This is a genomic window from Mycolicibacterium austroafricanum, from assembly GCF_000612725.1.
GTDB classification, from domain to species: Bacteria; Actinomycetota; Actinomycetes; order Mycobacteriales; family Mycobacteriaceae; genus Mycobacterium; species Mycobacterium austroafricanum.
This window is the reverse complement of the sequence record NZ_HG964462.1, coordinates 68336-82929: the sequence shown is the minus strand read 5'-3', so window position 1 is coordinate 82929 and position 14594 is coordinate 68336. Positions and strand designations below refer to the sequence as shown.

Sequence of the window (14594 nt, the reverse complement as noted above, 5' to 3'; positions counted from 1 at the left end):
TAAACTTTGCGCCGTGGTGCTCTTCTTCGAACTTCTGCTCGTGGCGGCCGTCGTAGTGATCACGTGGTTCGCGCTGTACGCGCTCTATCGCCTCGTCACTGACGAGTCGTGAGCTCTGGCGACGAGGCGGTCGCCGCTGCCGCCCAGCGCGCAAGGGTGACCGCCGCGCGCAACATCCCGGTGTTCGGCGATCTGCCACTACCGGCCGACACCGCCAATCTGCGCGAGGGCGCGAACCTCGACGATGCACTGCTGGCGCTGTTGCCCCTGGTCGGTGTGTGGCGTGGCGAGGGCGAAGGCCGTGCCGCCCATGGCGATTACCGGTTCGGTCAGCAGATCGTGGTCTCGCATGACGGCGGTGACTACCTCAACTGGGAAGCCCGTTCGTGGCACCTGGACGACGACGGCGAGTACGCCCGGCCAGGCTTGCGGGAGACGGGTTTCTGGCGGTTCGTCAGCGACCCAGGCGATCCGGAGGAGTCACAAGCCATCGAGCTGCTGCTGGCGCATTCGGCCGGCTACATCGAACTGTTCTACGGCCGCCCGCTGAACCAGTCGTCCTGGGAACTCGTCACCGACGCGCTGGCGCGCAGCAAGTCCGGAATGCTCGTCGGCGGCGCCAAACGGCTGTACGGAATCATCGAGGGCGGCGATCTGGCCTACGTGGAGGAACGCGTCGACGCCGACGGCGGTCTGGTGCCGCACCTGTCCGCCCGCCTGACGAGGTTCGTCGGCTAGTGCGCCGGGTAGGGATTGCCGCGCTGGCCGCGGCCGCGGCGATGATGGCCGGCTGCTCGGCGCCGTCACAAGCTCCCCCGCCGTCGACGCCCAGCTCGGCGGTACCCAGCGTGGGTCACGGCTCCTTCGCGTACTGCCTGAGTCAGCACGGGGTTCCCGCAGCGCCCGGGCCGGTGTCCGAACCTCCGCCCGGCATGGACGCGGCAACCTGGGAGGCCGCCATGTCGGAGTGCTCGTCGCTGGCGCCCGGTCCGGCCGGCTAGCGCAACACGGCGACCGGTCCGGTGTCCGTCAACCACCGGTTCTGAAGACCCGCCAACGTGCCGTCCTCGCGCAGCGAGTCGACCGCCCAGGACACGCAGCGGGTCAGCGGACTGCCGTGCGACAGGACGATGCCGAACTGCTCGAGGTGTTCGCCGTCGGCCGGGAGCTGCCCCACCAGGACACCGTGCCGAAGCTCTTCGGCCATGGTCAGCGCCGTCGGCAGGTCGACGACCATCGCGTCGATCTCACCGTCGAGCAGCGCCATCTTGGCGTCCACGTTGGTGTTGTACGCCTGCACCGGGACACTTCCGCCCAGCTCGGTCGCGGCGGTGTGACTGGTGGTCCCGACCTGTGCGCCGAGCCGTAGCGGACGCAGTCCGTCAAGTGTTGTCACGGCGGCGGCCGGCGAGGTGCGCACCGCCACCACGGCCTGCGTGACGTCGAAATACGGAGTGGAGAAATCCACGGCGGCCCTGCGCTGCTCGGTGATGGAGAACTGGGACAGGTTCACGTCGAAGGTCTTGGCCCCGGGCGCGAGCGCGGTGTTGAACGGCACCCGGACCCAGCGCACGTCGTCGCCGGTGTAGTTCAGTTTCGCGGCGAGGGCGTAGGCGAGCGCCGACTCGAACCCATCACCGTTGGTCGGATCGTCGCCCATGTACCAGGGCGGGTAGACGGGTTGGTCGGCGCCGAACGTCAGGATGCCGGGGTACTGGGTGGCCAGCACGTCCCTGCTGCACTTGCTCGAGTCCAGCGTCGGGGCGGTCACCCCGACCGGCGCCGCACAGGCGGGACCGGCCAGCACGACGAGGACGGCGGCAGCCGTCCTCCATCCCGCGACGGAAGGGCAAGACATAGCCGAATCATTGCAGATCTTGAAATTTGTGCAGTTCGCGACATGGAGCGGCCCCCGAGCCGTCGTTCCTGGTCGGACAAGACCAGGAGGCTCGGGGGCCGGGTGACTGCGGGGAATTCGCCAGCGCGCACAGGTGCGACAGGCGCTCTCCCGGCGCTGCTAGCTCGCAGCCACCTCACATGTCCATAAGTCAATCAATTCTCGGACCACCTCCTTCCCTGTGTACAGGCGACCGTACTCGCGCTTCGACAGGGCGACAACCGATTTAGCGCTCAGCGATCGCTGAGGATCGCAGCGTCGACGAGCGCGGCGATCTCGTCCGAGAGAGGCGCAGCGGCGAGCGGGTTACCGTCGAGGGTGTGCACACGCGCGGCCAGCGTGATGCTGGATACCAGCCAAACACCTTGTGCGGCAATCAGATCAGCGGGCGTGAGGGCCTGGTAGTCGCAGTCATAGCCCTTGTTGCGCGCCAATTCGAACAGCGCCTGCTGGGTGGTGCCACGCAAGATCGGATACCAGGGTGGCGGGGTGAGCAGGCACGTCCGCCCGTCGGGGGACGACGTGGCGATGACCACGGTGGAGCGCGGCCCCTCCAGGATGTGCCCCTCGGTGCTGATGAAGATGACGTCACCGGCGCCGTGGCGCTCGGCGTGCCGCAGCGCCGCCATGTTGACCGCATACGACAGTGTCTTGGCACCCGCCAGCAGCCACGGCATCGCGTCGACGCCTTCGGCGGGCAGGCTGCGTTGCAGGGTCAGCGCCGCCAGGCCGTTGCGCCGGACGTCGGCGACCCGCGCCGGCACGGAGCCGATCGTGGCGTACGCGGTGGGGTCCGAGCCGTGCTCCCTGCCACGGCTGTAAACCAGCCGCAGCACCCCTTCGTCGCCGCCTGTGCGCAGCCAGCTGTCGACGGCGATGCCCACCGCCGCATGCCAACGCGCGGCGTCCGGTGGCGGCAAATCGACCTGTCGCGCGGAGTGCGCCAATCGGCCCAGGTGGGCGTCGAGCAGACACGGGCGGCCGCCCCGGATCAGAAGCGTCTCGAAGATCCCGTCACCGCGCACCGCCGCGAGGTCGTCGGCGTACAGCAGCGGGGCATCGGGATCGTGCAGCTGCCCGTCGAGGGTGACGACGACGCCCGGATGGTCAGCCATGAGGCATCAGCGTAGACCCGGCCACGACCGCGTGAATCGTAGAGTTGCAGTATGTCTGCCGTACCCGCACCCGACACTGGACCCGACGCCGGCGCGGTCTGGCATTACGGCGATCCGCTCGGCGAGCAACGGGCCGCCGCGCAGGGCGCGGTCGTCGTGGACCGCTCGCACCGGGCGGTGCTGTCGCTGACCGGAGCCGAACGCAATTCGTGGCTGCACACGATCTCCAGCCAGCACGTCAGCGACCTCGCCGACGGCACCGTGACCGAGAATCTGAGCCTCGACGGGCAGGGCCGTGTCGAAGATCACTGGGTGCAGACCCAGCTCGACGGGCGCACCGTTCTGGACACCGAGCCGTGGCGCGGGGAGCCGCTGCTGAGCTTCCTCCGCAAGATGGTGTTCTGGGCCGATGTCGTGGTCGAACCTGCCGATCTGGGCGTGTTGTCGCTGCTCGGGCCCGGTCTGACCGACCCCGCAGTACTCGACGCCGTGGGCCTGCCCGCACTGCCGGCCCCCAACAGCGCCGTCGAACTGCCCGGCGGCGGCTTCATCCGGCGGCTGCCGGGGCCTGCGGTCGAGGTGGACGTCGTGGTGCCGCGCGACGAGCTCGCGGCGTGGCGCGACAGGTTGGTGGCCGCCGGGGTCCGGCCCGCCGGGGTCTGGGCGTACGAAGCGCACCGCGTCGCCGCCCGTCGACCGCGTCTCGGGGTGGACACCGACGAGCGCACCATTCCTCATGAAGTGGGCTGGATCGGCGGCCCGGGCGTCGGGGCGGTGCACCTCGACAAGGGCTGCTACCGCGGCCAGGAGACCGTCGCGCGCGTCCACAACCTGGGCAAACCGCCACGCATGCTGGTGTTGCTGCACCTCGACGGCGCATCCGACCGGCCCTCCACCGGCGACCCGCTGCTGGCCGGCGGCCGCACCGTGGGCCGGCTCGGCACCGTCGTCGACCACGTCGACGAGGGCGTGATCGCCCTGGCGCTGCTCAAGCGTGGGCTGCCCGCCGACACCGCGCTGACGACCGGAGGTGAGGTGCACGCGGCCGCCACAATCGACCCGGACTCGATGCCGCCCGCCGACGGCGTGGGGGCGGGACGGCTGGCGGTGGACCGGCTCCGCGGCGGAACCGCGTAGTTGACGGGCCCGCAAGAGGGCCTGCCAGCGGTTCGCCGCGCGGCACGGTAAAGTGGCCGCAGGACAATAAACACACTCAGATCGGAGCCGCCTAGTGATTGGGCCGCTCCGTTATTGCGCGAGGGGGTTCCCCCAATGGGCCGCGGCCGGGCAAAGGCAAAGCAGACCAAGGTTGCACGTGAGCTCAAGTACAGCTCACCGCAGACCGATTTTGAGCGGCTTCAGCGCGAGCTGTCGAACGCTCCCGACAACGACCGCCTCAACGGCAGCGATCCGTCGCCCGATGAGAGCTGGGCGGACGAGGACGACTGGCGGCGCTGACGCCGCCAGCCCGTCCGAGGAGCGTCAGAACCTGGGGTGCTGTCCCACGAGCACTGCTCGTGGACCGTCCTTGCCGCCCTTCTCGATGGTTCCGAGGGTCCAGCAGTTCAGGTGACGGGCGGTCAGGACGGCCAACGCGCGATCGGTGTCCTCCGGCGCGACGATGGCCACCATCCCGACGCCCATGTTGAAGGTCTTCTCCATCTCGGCTCGCTCGATGCGGCCGCGCTGGGCGATCATGCCGAACACGGGTGCCGGTGTCCACGTGCCCCGGTCGAGCTCGGCCACCAGCCCGTGCGGGATGACCCGCTCGAGGTTTCCGGCCAGTCCGCCGCCGGTCACGTGGCAGAACGTCCGCACCTGCGTCTCGGCGGCCAGCGCCAGGCAGTCCTTGGCGTAGATCCGCGTCGGCTCCAGCAGTTCCTCACCGAGGGTGCGGCCGAACTCCTCGACGTGTCCGGCCAGGTTCATGTGGTCGATCTCGAGCAGTACGTGGCGGGCCAGCGAGTACCCGTTCGAGTGCAGGCCGGTGGAGGCCATTCCGATGATCACGTCGCCGGGCCGCACCCGGTCGGGCCCCAGCACGTCGTCGGCCTCGACCACGCCGATGCCGGTGGCGGAGATGTCGTAGTGGTCGGGAGCCATCAGACCGGGGTGCTCGGCGGTCTCCCCGCCCAGAAGCGCGCAGCCGGCCAGCACGCAGCCGTCGGCGATTCCCGACACCAGCTCGGCGACCCGCTCGGGCACGGTGCGCCCGACCGCGATGTAGTCCTGCAGGAACAGCGGCTCGGCCCCGCACACGACCAGATCGTCGACGACCATCGCGACGAGGTCGATACCGACGGTGTCGTGCTTGTCCATCGCCTGCGCGACGGCGAGCTTGGTGCCGACACCGTCGGTGGACGACGCCAGCAGCGGCTCCCGATAGTCGCCACGCAGGGCGAACAGGCCGGCGAAACCGCCGAGGCCACCTCTCACCTCGGGTCTCGTGGCCTTCTTGGCAAGTGGCTTGAAGAGTTCGACGGCTCGGTCGCCTGCTTCGATGTCCACACCTGCCGACGCATAGGAAATGCCGTGTTGTTCGGCGCGATCGCTCATCGGCCATAAGGCTACCGGTCGGCGACTGCAGCCGATACGGCCCGGCGTGCGCTCAGCGCACGTCGTGGGTGAACCGGCCATCTGTCATGGCCAGGACCGCCGGCGCGGTAACCCGCGCAAACGCCCGACGGGTGCGATGGGCTGTGCCATTCTCATTGATCATGAGACTGGCCCAACGGCTGTGGATGGCGAGCGGCGTCGCGGTGGCCGCGGTGGCGGCGGTGGGTTCCGCCGGCGCATCGGCCACCCCCGGCGAAGGGGTCGACGCGGTCACGTTGTCGGAGTCTTCGGTCGACGGCAAGAGTTACGTCGCCCGGATGATCACCATCGCCCCGGGCGGAACCACCGGCTGGCACTACCACCCGGGGGACGTGTTCGCGGTGGTCAGAGCGGGCACGCTGACGCATTACGCGGCGGCATCCTGCGCGGTCGACGGTGTCTACGGTGCGGGTGCGCCGATCAGCGAGGCCAGCGGGCCGGGCTACGTACACGTAGGCCGCAACGAAGGCGCGGAGCCGTTGGTGATGTGGGTGCTTTACGCGAACCCACCCGCCACCCCGCTGGCGATCGACGTGCCCGATCCGGGCTGCCCGTTACCCGGAGCCGGTTAGTCCGGCCTGTTTGCGGGCAATCCAGGTCGGCATCGGCGCCGAACTGTGGATGGGTGCCGACGACGATCGGAGGGGCTGGTGTCGACGGAACAGGTCAGGTGTCTGGTGACGGGCGCGACGGGTTATATCGGGCGGCGCCTCGTGCCCGAGCTTCTGGACCGCGGCCACACCGTGCGGGCGATGGCCCGTACGCCGGCGAAGTTGGATGACGCCGCCTGGCGCGACCGCGTCGAGGTGGTGCGAGGCGACCTGACCGAGCCGGATTCACTGGCCTCTGCGTTCGACGGCGTGGACGTCATCTACTACCTGGTGCACTCCATGGGCACGTCGCGGGACTTCGTCGCCGAGGAGGCCCGCTCGGCGCGCAACGTGGTCGCCGCCGCCGAGAAGGCGGGCGTCCGGCGCCTGGTGTATCTGGGCGGATTGCACCCGCAGGGCAAGACCGATCTGTCCCGCCATCTGGCGTCGCGGGTCGAGGTCGGGGACATCCTGCTCGGCTCGACGGTGGAGACGGTGGTGCTGCAGGCGGGCATCGTGGTCGGGTCCGGGTCGGCGTCGTTCGAGATGGTGCGCCACCTGACCGACCGGCTGCCGGTGATGACGACACCGAAGTGGGTGCACAACACGATCCAGCCGATCGCGATCGCCGACGTGCTGTACTACCTCGCCGAGGCGGCGACCGCCGAGGTCCCGGAGTCACGCACCTGGGATATCGGCGGGCCCGACGTGATGGAGTACGGCGAGGCCATGCAGATCTACGCCGACATCGCCCATCTGCGCCGCCGGGTGATGGTGGTGCTGCCATTCCTCACCCCGACGATCGCCAGCCTGTGGGTGGGGCTGGTGACACCGATCCCGTCCGGGCTGGCGCGGCCACTCGTGGAATCGCTGGAATGCGACGCGGTCGCCCACGAACACGACATCGATACGGTGATCCCCCCGCCCGAGGGCGGTGTGACCGGCTACCGCGACGCGGTCACCCAGGCGCTGCGCGACGACGGGACGGCCGCCAAGGGAGGACGGCGCCACCTGCTGCGATTCAGTAAGGTTGTGCCGCAGTGACTTTCAGGGCTGCCACGACGCCGGAAGCGTCAAGGTCGCCACGACGCCGGAGGCGTCAAGGTCGTCTGAGCGCGGAGACGTTGTCGTTGTCGACCTGCAGCGGGATTCCGGTGCGCGCTGCCGTCGCGAGCATGTGCTCGATGACGTTCTTGCCCAGGGCGGTCTCCCCCGGCAGCTCGATCGGATAGTCGCCGTCGAAGCACGCCGAGCACAGCCGCGACGCGGGCTGCTCGGTGGCCGCGATCATGCCCTGCTGTGAGATGTAGCCCAGCGAGTCGGCGCCGATGGCGTGGCGCACGGCGTCGAGCATCTCGTCCTCGTCGGCCTCGGCGTTGGAGGCGTTGGCGATCAGCTCCGCCGGCGTCGCGAAGTCGATGCCGTAGAAACACGGCCACTTCACCGGCGGCGACGCGATCCGGACATGCACTTCGAGCGCTCCCGCCTCGCGCAGCATCCGGATCAGCGCCCGCTGGGTGTTGCCGCGGACGATCGAGTCGTCGACGACGATCAACCGCTTGCCCCGGATCACCTCTTTGAGCGGGTTGAGCTTGAGCCGGATGCCGAGTTGCCGGATGGTCTGCGACGGCTGGATGAAGGTGCGGCCCACGTAGGCGTTCTTCATCAGGCCCTGGCCGAACGGAATCCCGGACTCCTGCGCGTATCCGACCGCCGCCGGGGTGCCGGATTCGGGGACGCCGATCACGAGGTCGGCGTCGACTGGCTTCTCGCGGGCCAGCCGCCGGCCGATGTCGACGCGGGTGGCGTGCACCGAGCGGCCGACGATCGTGCTGTCCGGGCGGGCCAGGTAGACGTACTCGAAGACGCATCCCTTGGGGGACGGCGGGGCGAACCGGCTGGAGCGCACCCCGTCGGCGTCGATGGCGAGGAGCTCACCCGGCTCGATGTCGCGGACGAACGACGCGCCGACGATGTCGAGTGCGGCGGTTTCGGAGGCCACCACCCACCCGCGGTCGAGCCGTCCGAGTGACAGCGGCCGCACACCGTACGGGTCGCGCGCGGCGTAAAGGGTGTTCTCGTCCATGAAGGTCAGGCAGAAGGCGCCCCGCACGGTCGGAAGCAGTTCGAGGGCGGCCTGTTCGAGCGAGGAGTCAGCGGCGCCGTGGGCCAGCAGCGCGCCCAGGATGTCGGAGTCGGTGGTGGCCGTGGCGGCACCACGGCTGCTCATCAACCCTTCGTCGCGGGCGCGGGCCGCCAGTTCGGCGGTGTTGACGAGGTTGCCGTTGTGGCCCAACGCCACGCCGGTGCCCGCCGCGGTGTTACGGAACACCGGCTGGGCGTTCTCCCACGTGGTGGAACCGGTGGTGGAATAGCGGCAGTGCCCGATGGCGACGTGGCCGTGCATGGCCGCCAACGTCTGCTCATCGAAGACCTGACTGACGAGCCCGAGGTCCTTGAACACCAGCACCTGTGACCCGTCGGCGACGGCGATGCCCGCCGCTTCCTGTCCTCTGTGCTGCAGCGCATACAGGCCGTAGTAAGTGAGCTTCGCCACCTCCTCGCCGGGCGCCCAGACCCCGAATACTCCGCACTCTTCTCTCGGCTCGCTCTCAAGCTGCTCGGCGGTCACGATCAGGCTGCTCCCTGGGGGCTGTGGGTGACGTCGCCAGTCTACGGTGAACAGCGGCAAAACGGGGAATCAGGCGACGGTGTGGTCAAGGGAACAACCAAGATTCGTGGCGCGGGCATTCCGTCAGTCGGGCAGGGCGACGAGCGGCAGCGCGTCGGCGATCTCGGCAGCCCTCGATCCGGACAGCTGCAGTGCACCGTCGGCGGCCGCGTCGGCGACCGTCAGCAACCCTGTGGAAAGCAGCAGCCAGGTGCGCGCATCGGTCTCGACGACGTTGGGCGGGTTGCCCCGCGTGTGCCGGGGACCCTCGATGCACTGCACGGCGACGAACGGCGGCACCCGTACCTCGACGGCCGCGCCGGGCGCGACCGCGGCCAGCGTCCTGGCGGTGAAGCGCACCGCGTCGGCCAGTTGGGCCCGCGCGGGCGCCGGGGCGTCCGGGTCGCGGAGCCAGTCGGCGAGCGCGGCGACGGCGGCGCGGGTCTGCGCCGGATCGACAGTACGGCGAGCGGCCATGACCCAGGTTCTCAGAGCGCCACAGGGCCGGGATGCACCGGCCCCGGAAGAGGCCATTGACCTCAAGTCTTGTTGAGGTCTTACCGTCACCGGCATGACGTTCACCACGCTCGAGATCGACTTCATGAAGCAGGCGGACCTCGGCAGGCTGGCGACCATCCAGCCCGACGGCACGCCACAGAACAGCCCGGTCGGCTTCACCTACAACGAACAGCTCGGGACCATCGACATCGCCGGCTACGAGATGGCGAAGAGCCGCAAGTACCGCAACCTCGCCGACAACGACAGGGTGGCGTTGGTCGTGGACGACATCACTCCACGCGACCCACTGCGCACGCGAGGAGCAATTCAACCACTGCGCACGCGAGGAGCAATTCAACCGGAGCGCACGCGAGGAGCAATTCAACCGGAGTGCACGCGAGGAGCAATTCAACCGGAGCGTGTGCGGTGCCTGGAGATCCGCGGCACCGCAGTGCAGGCCGAGGACGGCGGCCGCCCGATCATCCGCGTCACGCCGCGGGGGGTGATCAGCTTCGGGATCGACGACCAGGAGACCGAGCCCCATCAGCTGGTCGCCCACGTGCGGAACGTCGGCGTTGAACAGCAAGTGCCGCAACGGCTCCCGCTTCGTTGACGGCGAGGTGCGCCAGCATCGGCGCGACCAGGCTGCCCGACTTCGCATACAGCCAGGAGAACGCCCAGCCCGCCGTACCGGTGACAAGGACCGTGCCGAGGATCGGCTCCCGCGCGGCACGTGCGTCGGGCACGTGAGACAGCCCGAACACCGTGGCCGCGAACAGCCTTCCCGCGGTGCTGCCGAACGCGCGTTCCGCGGTGGCGCCCAGGGCGGCGCGGAAGGTCGCCTCCTCCGACCAGACGGTGCCGAACGGGATACGCAGCAACAGCCAGCTCGCGGCCGGGTCGGGCAGGTCGCGAGCGACCATGCCGGCACGGACCGGCGGGGACGTCGTGGCGGCCGCGACGCTCAGGGCGACCGGCGCGGCGGCGGCGCTCCCCCACTGCAGACCGCGCCACAGCATCGGCGGCCGCAATCCCAGCGGGGCGCCGGCCAGCGCGGCGACGCCAGCCCCGAACATCATCTTCGGCAACGGATTCCATCGTTGCGGCAGGCGCGGTGCGGCCAGGCTCCATCCGAGTAGCAGCATCGCGAGCGCCGTCGCCCGGACGCCGTCGCGCACTAGTACCCGCCGCCCTCGGACCCGGCCTCTTCGAGCGCGAGCCGGATCCGCTCGGTGTCTTCCTGGGTCCAGCCGCGCGGCGGGGCGACGCCGGCCCAGCCGTCGAGGATGAAATCGTTGTAGTTGTGGCCGTGTCCGGGCGGCACCGATACCGCGTTGGTCATGTCGGCGGCCACCTGCCAGAACGTGATGATCGGGTACCACCGCATCGACGCGGTGCGGTCGGGCCCCGGCGGCTCGGAAAGCCAGTTGGGGCGGGTGAACAACAGCTCTTGGGACAACCAGACGATCGGGTCGGACGGGTGCTGCAGGAACAGCACCCGGGTGCCGTCCCACGGCGCCGCGGTGTCTGCGGCGATCTGCGCGGCGTTGTTGCCCTGCGAGAACCGCACGGTGCGGCCGTTGTCGTAGCGCGGTAAGACCTCGGGCGTGCCGGGGTCACGGCGCGCGGTGATGCCGCGCCACAGTGGGCTGGCGTTGGGTGGGCCCACCCACAGCACCGACGAGAACCCCATCCGCGGGATGTCCGGGAGCCAGTCGAAGGCGCCCTGCCCCGCCATCGAGCCCAGGCTCTCCCCGTAGAGCAGCAGCCGGGGCCGCCGGTCCGGCGGCCGCTTGGCCCACCGTTCGTGGACGGCGTCGATCATCGACCGCCCCGACTTCATGGATTTCTCTTGGTCGCCGAGAAACGAGATCCAGCTGGGCAGAAACGAGTATTGCGATCCGACGATCGCGGTGTCGCCGTTGTACATCATCTCTATCGACCGGGCCGCGATCGGGTTGATCCACCCCGTCCCCGTGGTGGGTGCGATGACGAGCACCTCGCGGTCGAAGGCCCCGGTGCGTTCCAGTTCACTGAGCAGCACCGCCATCCGCCCTTCGTCGGTGTCGGCGGTCTGCAACCCGACATACACGCGGACCGGCTCCTTGGCGGGCCTGCCGTTGATGCGGGCGAGCTCATCGGCGTTCAGCCCGCCGGCGACGAAGCTGCGCCCCTGGAAGCCGAGGGAGTCCCAATGCGCGAAAGAGTCTGGGCTGCCTGACTTTTCGGGAAGGGCAGGCTGGACAACGCCTTCGGCGGTGGTGGCGTTCTGGGGCTGGAACACCGCGTTGGCGCCGGCCAGGAAGCCGCGGAACAGCACACCGTTGACCAACGTGATCACCAGCACCACCACCACGGCCGTGCCGACGAACAGCGCGATTTCGTCGGACAGTCGCCAGCGCCGGATCAGCACCCGCGCCAACGTCTTGATGAACTCGAGCAGCACCCGCGCCGTGGCGACGCAGACGCCGCCGACCACCGCGGCAAGCAGCAGCGTCCGAAAATAGCTCGTCGTGCTCGGGCCGTCCATGCCCATCAGCGCGGAGACCTGGCGCTGCCACGCCGCCGCCGGAATCACCATCAGCACACAGGCGGACGCGGCGACCACCACGATGACCGCCTTCGACGCGTAGAGCACCTTCGGAGGCGGTGGCCACCACCGCCGGTTCGCGAGCACGAATCGGCGCAGAATCTTCGCAAGGAACACGCCGATGCCGTAGCCGATGGCGGCGTTGAGACCGCCGATCAGGCCCTGGAACAGCCAGTCCCGGGGAAGCAGCGAGGGGGTGAGCGACAGGCAGAAGAACAGCGCCCCGAAGGCGACACCGATGAAGTCCAGCCGTAGCAGTCGCCACGCCCACAGGTAGGCGGGGCGTTCCTCGGTGTCGCTCGCCGTCACCCGAACAACCCGGGCAGCACGCCCTCCGACGTGCGCCGCAACTCCTCAAGGGTCACCGTGAACAAGCCCTGCACCTCGACGGCGGGTTCACCACCATCGGGGCCCTGGTCGACGACACCGATACGGTTCGCCGGTAGCCCCCGCGCCTCACACATCGCGGTGAAGCGGCTCTCCTCCGTCCGGGGCACCGCGACGAGGACCCGGCCTGCCGACTCGGAGAACAACGTCACGAACGGGTTCCAGCCTTCGGGAAGCACGATGCGGCAACCGGTTTCACCGGCCAGTGACGCCTCGACCACCGCCTGGATCAAGCCGCCCTCGGACAGGTCGTGGGCGGCCGAGACCAGGCCGTCCCGCGATGCGGCGGTGAGCACCTCGGCCAGCAGCCGTTCCCTGTCCAGATCCACCGTCGGCGGCACACCACCGAGGTGGTCGGCGGTGACCTGCGCCCAGATCGAACCGTCGAACTCGTCACGGGTGTCACCGAGCAGGATCAGGGTCTCGCCCGGCTCGGTCCCGAAACCTGTCGGGATTCGGCGTTTCACATCGTCGATGACGCCGAGCACGCCGACCACCGGTGTGGGCAGGATCGCGGTGGTGCCGGTCTGGTTGTAGAAGCTGACGTTGCCGCCGGTGACCGGAATGCCAAGTGCCGCAGCGCCGTCGGCCAGGCCGCGCACGGCCTGGGAGAACTGCCACATCACGCCGGGGTCCTCGGGCGAGCCGAAGTTGAGGCAGTTGGTCACCGCGACCGGGGTCGCCCCGGTGACCGCGACGTTGCGATACGCCTCGGCCAGCGCGAGTTGGGCGCCGGCGTACGGGTCGAGGGCGGTGTAACGCCCGGACGCGTCGGTGGAGATCGCGATGCCACGGCCGGTCTGCTCGTCGACGCGCAGCACGCCACCGTCGGCGTGCTCAGCCAGCACGGTGTTTCCGCGCACGTAGCGGTCGTACTGCTCGGTGATGAACGCACGACTGCACAGAGCCGGGCTGCCCAGCAGCTGGAGCAGGGTGGCGCGCAGCTCGTCGCCGGTGGACGGGCGCTCCAGTGACGCCGTGGTGTTGGCGACCAGCGCGTCCTGGCTGTCGGGGCGCTGCACGGGCCGCTCGTAGACCGGTCCTTCGTGGGCCACCGTGCGCGGCGGCACGTCGACGACGGTCTCGCCGTGCCAGGTGATCTCGAGGCGGCCGCTGTCGGTGACCTCGCCGATGTCGGTGGCCAGCACGTCCCACTTGCGGCACACCGCCATGAACGCGTCGACGTTGTCCGGAGTGACGACCGCGCACATGCGTTCCTGGGACTCGCTGGACAGGATCTCGGCCGGGGTCATGTTGGCCGCGCGCAGCGGCACCCGCTCCAGTTCGACCCTCATGCCGCCATCTCCAGCGGATGCGAGTTCGGAAGTGGCGCAAGACAGTCCGGCGCCACCGAGGTCCTGGATACCGACCACCAGGTCGGCCGCATACAGCTCAAGGCAGCACTCGATGAGCACCTTCTCGGTGAACGGGTCACCGACCTGCACGCTGGGCAGCTTTTTGCGGCCCGCCCCGCTTTCGTCGCCGCCGAACGTCTCCGATGCCAGCACCGAGACACCACCGATGCCGTCGAGGCCGGTGCGCGCCCCGAACAGGATGATCTTGTTGCCCGCACCCGAGGCGAAGGCCAGCTTGAGGTCCTCTTTGCGCAGCACGCCGACGCACAGCGCGTTGACCAGCGGGTTGCCTGCGTAGCTGGCGTCGAACACCGTCTCGCCGCCGATGTTGGGCAGTCCCAGCGAGTTTCCGTAGCCACCGATACCGCGCACCACACCGTCGAGGACTCGGCGCGTGTCGGGGGCGTCGGCCGCACCGAACCGCAGCTGATCCATCACCGCCACCGGGCGGGCGCCCATCGCCATGATGTCGCGCACGATGCCGCCGACTCCGGTCGCCGCCCCCTGGTAGGGCTCGATGTAGGACGGATGGTTGTGAGACTCCACCTTGAAGGTGGCCGCCCACCCGTCGCCGATGTCGACGACGCCGGCGTTCTCCCCGATGCCGGCGAGCATCGTCTCGCGCATCTTCTCGGTGGTGGTCTCCCCGAAGTAGCGCAGATGCACCTTGGAGGACTTGTAGGAGCAGTGCTCGCTCCACATCACCGAGTACATCGCCAACTCGGCGTCGGTGGGGCGGCGGCCGAGGATCTCTCGGATCCGCTCATACTCGTCATCCTTGAGCCCGAGTTCCCGATAGGGCTGCGGGTGGTCGGGAGTGGCGGCGGCCCGCTCGACGGTGTCTACCTCTTGGGTCAACCCAGACGTCACCGCGCCAGTCTAGCCAGCACGCCGGT

At 69.4% G+C, this 14594-nt stretch carries 15 protein-coding genes; 7 read left to right on the top strand and 8 right to left on the bottom strand.

What is annotated here, in order from left to right; genetic code table 11:
* The first annotated feature begins 108 nt into the window (after positions 1–108).
* Complete coding sequence (locus BN976_RS30945; RefSeq protein WP_011782246.1) at positions 109–738, top strand: heme-binding beta-barrel domain-containing protein; 630 nt, start codon at positions 109–111, stop codon at positions 736–738.
* A complete protein-coding gene (locus tag BN976_RS33065; RefSeq protein WP_084182481.1) occupies positions 738–1001 on the top strand; it encodes a hypothetical protein in 264 nt (87 codons plus the stop codon). The genes BN976_RS30945 and BN976_RS33065 overlap by 1 nt, the downstream gene beginning before the upstream one ends.
* Here the strand turns inward: BN976_RS33065 and BN976_RS30940 are convergent.
* Both BN976_RS30940 and BN976_RS30935 read right to left on the bottom strand, forming a co-directional pair.
* Positions 998–1858, bottom strand: a complete 861-nt coding sequence (locus BN976_RS30940; RefSeq protein WP_011782248.1) for an ABC transporter substrate-binding protein — start codon at positions 1856–1858, stop codon at positions 998–1000. The two genes, BN976_RS33065 and BN976_RS30940, sit on opposite strands and share 4 nt — an antisense overlap.
* Positions 1859–2130: 272 nt before the next feature.
* Positions 2131–3012 (bottom strand): aminodeoxychorismate lyase, encoded by an 882-nt coding sequence (locus BN976_RS30935; RefSeq protein WP_036377417.1) that lies wholly within the window; start codon positions 3010–3012, stop codon positions 2131–2133.
* A 51-nt stretch (positions 3013–3063) separates the two neighbouring features.
* Between BN976_RS30935 and ygfZ the strand changes: the two genes are divergently transcribed.
* Both ygfZ and BN976_RS30925 read left to right on the top strand, forming a co-directional pair.
* Complete coding sequence (gene ygfZ, locus BN976_RS30930) at positions 3064–4149, top strand: CAF17-like 4Fe-4S cluster assembly/insertion protein YgfZ (RefSeq protein WP_036377414.1); 1086 nt, start codon at positions 3064–3066, stop codon at positions 4147–4149.
* A gap of 135 nt (positions 4150–4284) precedes the next feature.
* Positions 4285–4470, top strand: coding sequence for a DUF3073 domain-containing protein (locus tag BN976_RS30925; RefSeq protein WP_011782251.1), 186 nt, complete (start codon positions 4285–4287; stop codon positions 4468–4470).
* A gap of 24 nt (positions 4471–4494) precedes the next feature.
* On the opposite strand, the gene purM is transcribed toward BN976_RS30925, so the two are convergent.
* The gene (purM, locus tag BN976_RS30920) at positions 4495–5568 is read right to left on the bottom strand and encodes a phosphoribosylformylglycinamidine cyclo-ligase (RefSeq protein WP_036377409.1); all 1074 of its coding nucleotides are present in this window, start codon (positions 5566–5568) and stop codon (positions 4495–4497) included.
* A gap of 161 nt (positions 5569–5729) precedes the next feature.
* Here purM and BN976_RS30915 point away from each other — a divergent pair, with 161 nt between their 5' ends.
* Entirely contained in the window at positions 5730–6179 is a 450-nt protein-coding gene (locus tag BN976_RS30915; RefSeq protein ID WP_036377408.1) for a cupin domain-containing protein, read from the top strand.
* Between the two features lie 78 nt (positions 6180–6257).
* Positions 6258–7241 (top strand): NAD(P)H-binding protein, encoded by a 984-nt coding sequence (locus tag BN976_RS30910; protein WP_011782254.1) that lies wholly within the window; start codon positions 6258–6260, stop codon positions 7239–7241.
* 55 nt (positions 7242–7296) lie between these two features.
* On the opposite strand, the gene purF is transcribed toward BN976_RS30910, so the two are convergent.
* Complete coding sequence (gene purF / locus BN976_RS30905; protein ID WP_011782255.1) at positions 7297–8829, bottom strand: amidophosphoribosyltransferase; 1533 nt, start codon at positions 8827–8829, stop codon at positions 7297–7299.
* 123 nt (positions 8830–8952) lie between these two features.
* Complete coding sequence (locus BN976_RS30900; protein WP_036377406.1) at positions 8953–9345, bottom strand: sterol carrier family protein; 393 nt, start codon at positions 9343–9345, stop codon at positions 8953–8955.
* A 94-nt stretch (positions 9346–9439) separates the two neighbouring features.
* Between BN976_RS30900 and BN976_RS30895 the strand changes: the two genes are divergently transcribed.
* Positions 9440–9979 carry a PPOX class F420-dependent oxidoreductase gene (locus BN976_RS30895; protein ID WP_036377404.1) on the top strand — a complete coding sequence of 180 codons (540 nt, stop codon included), beginning with the start codon at positions 9440–9442 and terminating at the stop codon, positions 9977–9979.
* Here the strand turns inward: BN976_RS30895 and BN976_RS30890 are convergent.
* Genes BN976_RS30890 through purL form a run of 3 tightly spaced genes read right to left on the bottom strand, consistent with a single transcriptional unit; the run spans position 9873 to position 14568 of the window.
* On the bottom strand, positions 9873–10544 hold the full coding sequence (locus BN976_RS30890) for an Rv0804 family intramembrane glutamic endopeptidase (RefSeq protein WP_036377400.1): 672 nt from the start codon (positions 10542–10544) through the stop codon (positions 9873–9875). The genes BN976_RS30895 and BN976_RS30890 overlap by 107 nt on opposite strands.
* On the bottom strand, positions 10544–12265 hold the full coding sequence (locus BN976_RS30885; protein ID WP_036377399.1) for an alpha/beta hydrolase: 1722 nt from the start codon (positions 12263–12265) through the stop codon (positions 10544–10546). The genes BN976_RS30890 and BN976_RS30885 overlap by 1 nt, the downstream gene beginning before the upstream one ends.
* A complete protein-coding gene (gene purL / locus BN976_RS30880) occupies positions 12262–14568 on the bottom strand; it encodes a phosphoribosylformylglycinamidine synthase subunit PurL (protein ID WP_036377395.1) in 2307 nt (768 codons plus the stop codon). The genes BN976_RS30885 and purL overlap by 4 nt, the downstream gene beginning before the upstream one ends.
* Positions 14569–14594: the final 26 nt, after the last annotated feature.

Excerpts from the sequence above, each read along its gene's own strand:
- BN976_RS30915 (WP_036377408.1), top strand. The coding sequence starts at position 5,730 with ATGAGACTGGCCCAACGGCTGTGGATGGCGAGCGGCGTCGCGGTGGCC.
- BN976_RS30895 (WP_036377404.1), top strand. The coding sequence starts at position 9,440 with ATGACGTTCACCACGCTCGAGATCGACTTCATGAAGCAGGCGGACCTC.
- BN976_RS30900 (WP_036377406.1), bottom strand. The coding sequence starts at position 9,345 with ATGGCCGCTCGCCGTACTGTCGATCCGGCGCAGACCCGCGCCGCCGTC.
- ygfZ (WP_036377414.1), top strand. The coding sequence starts at position 3,064 with ATGTCTGCCGTACCCGCACCCGACACTGGACCCGACGCCGGCGCGGTC.
- BN976_RS30925 (WP_011782251.1), top strand. The coding sequence starts at position 4,285 with ATGGGCCGCGGCCGGGCAAAGGCAAAGCAGACCAAGGTTGCACGTGAG.
- purM (WP_036377409.1), bottom strand. The coding sequence starts at position 5,568 with ATGAGCGATCGCGCCGAACAACACGGCATTTCCTATGCGTCGGCAGGT.
- BN976_RS30935 (WP_036377417.1), bottom strand. The coding sequence starts at position 3,012 with ATGGCTGACCATCCGGGCGTCGTCGTCACCCTCGACGGGCAGCTGCAC.
- BN976_RS30940 (WP_011782248.1), bottom strand. The coding sequence starts at position 1,858 with ATGTCTTGCCCTTCCGTCGCGGGATGGAGGACGGCTGCCGCCGTCCTC.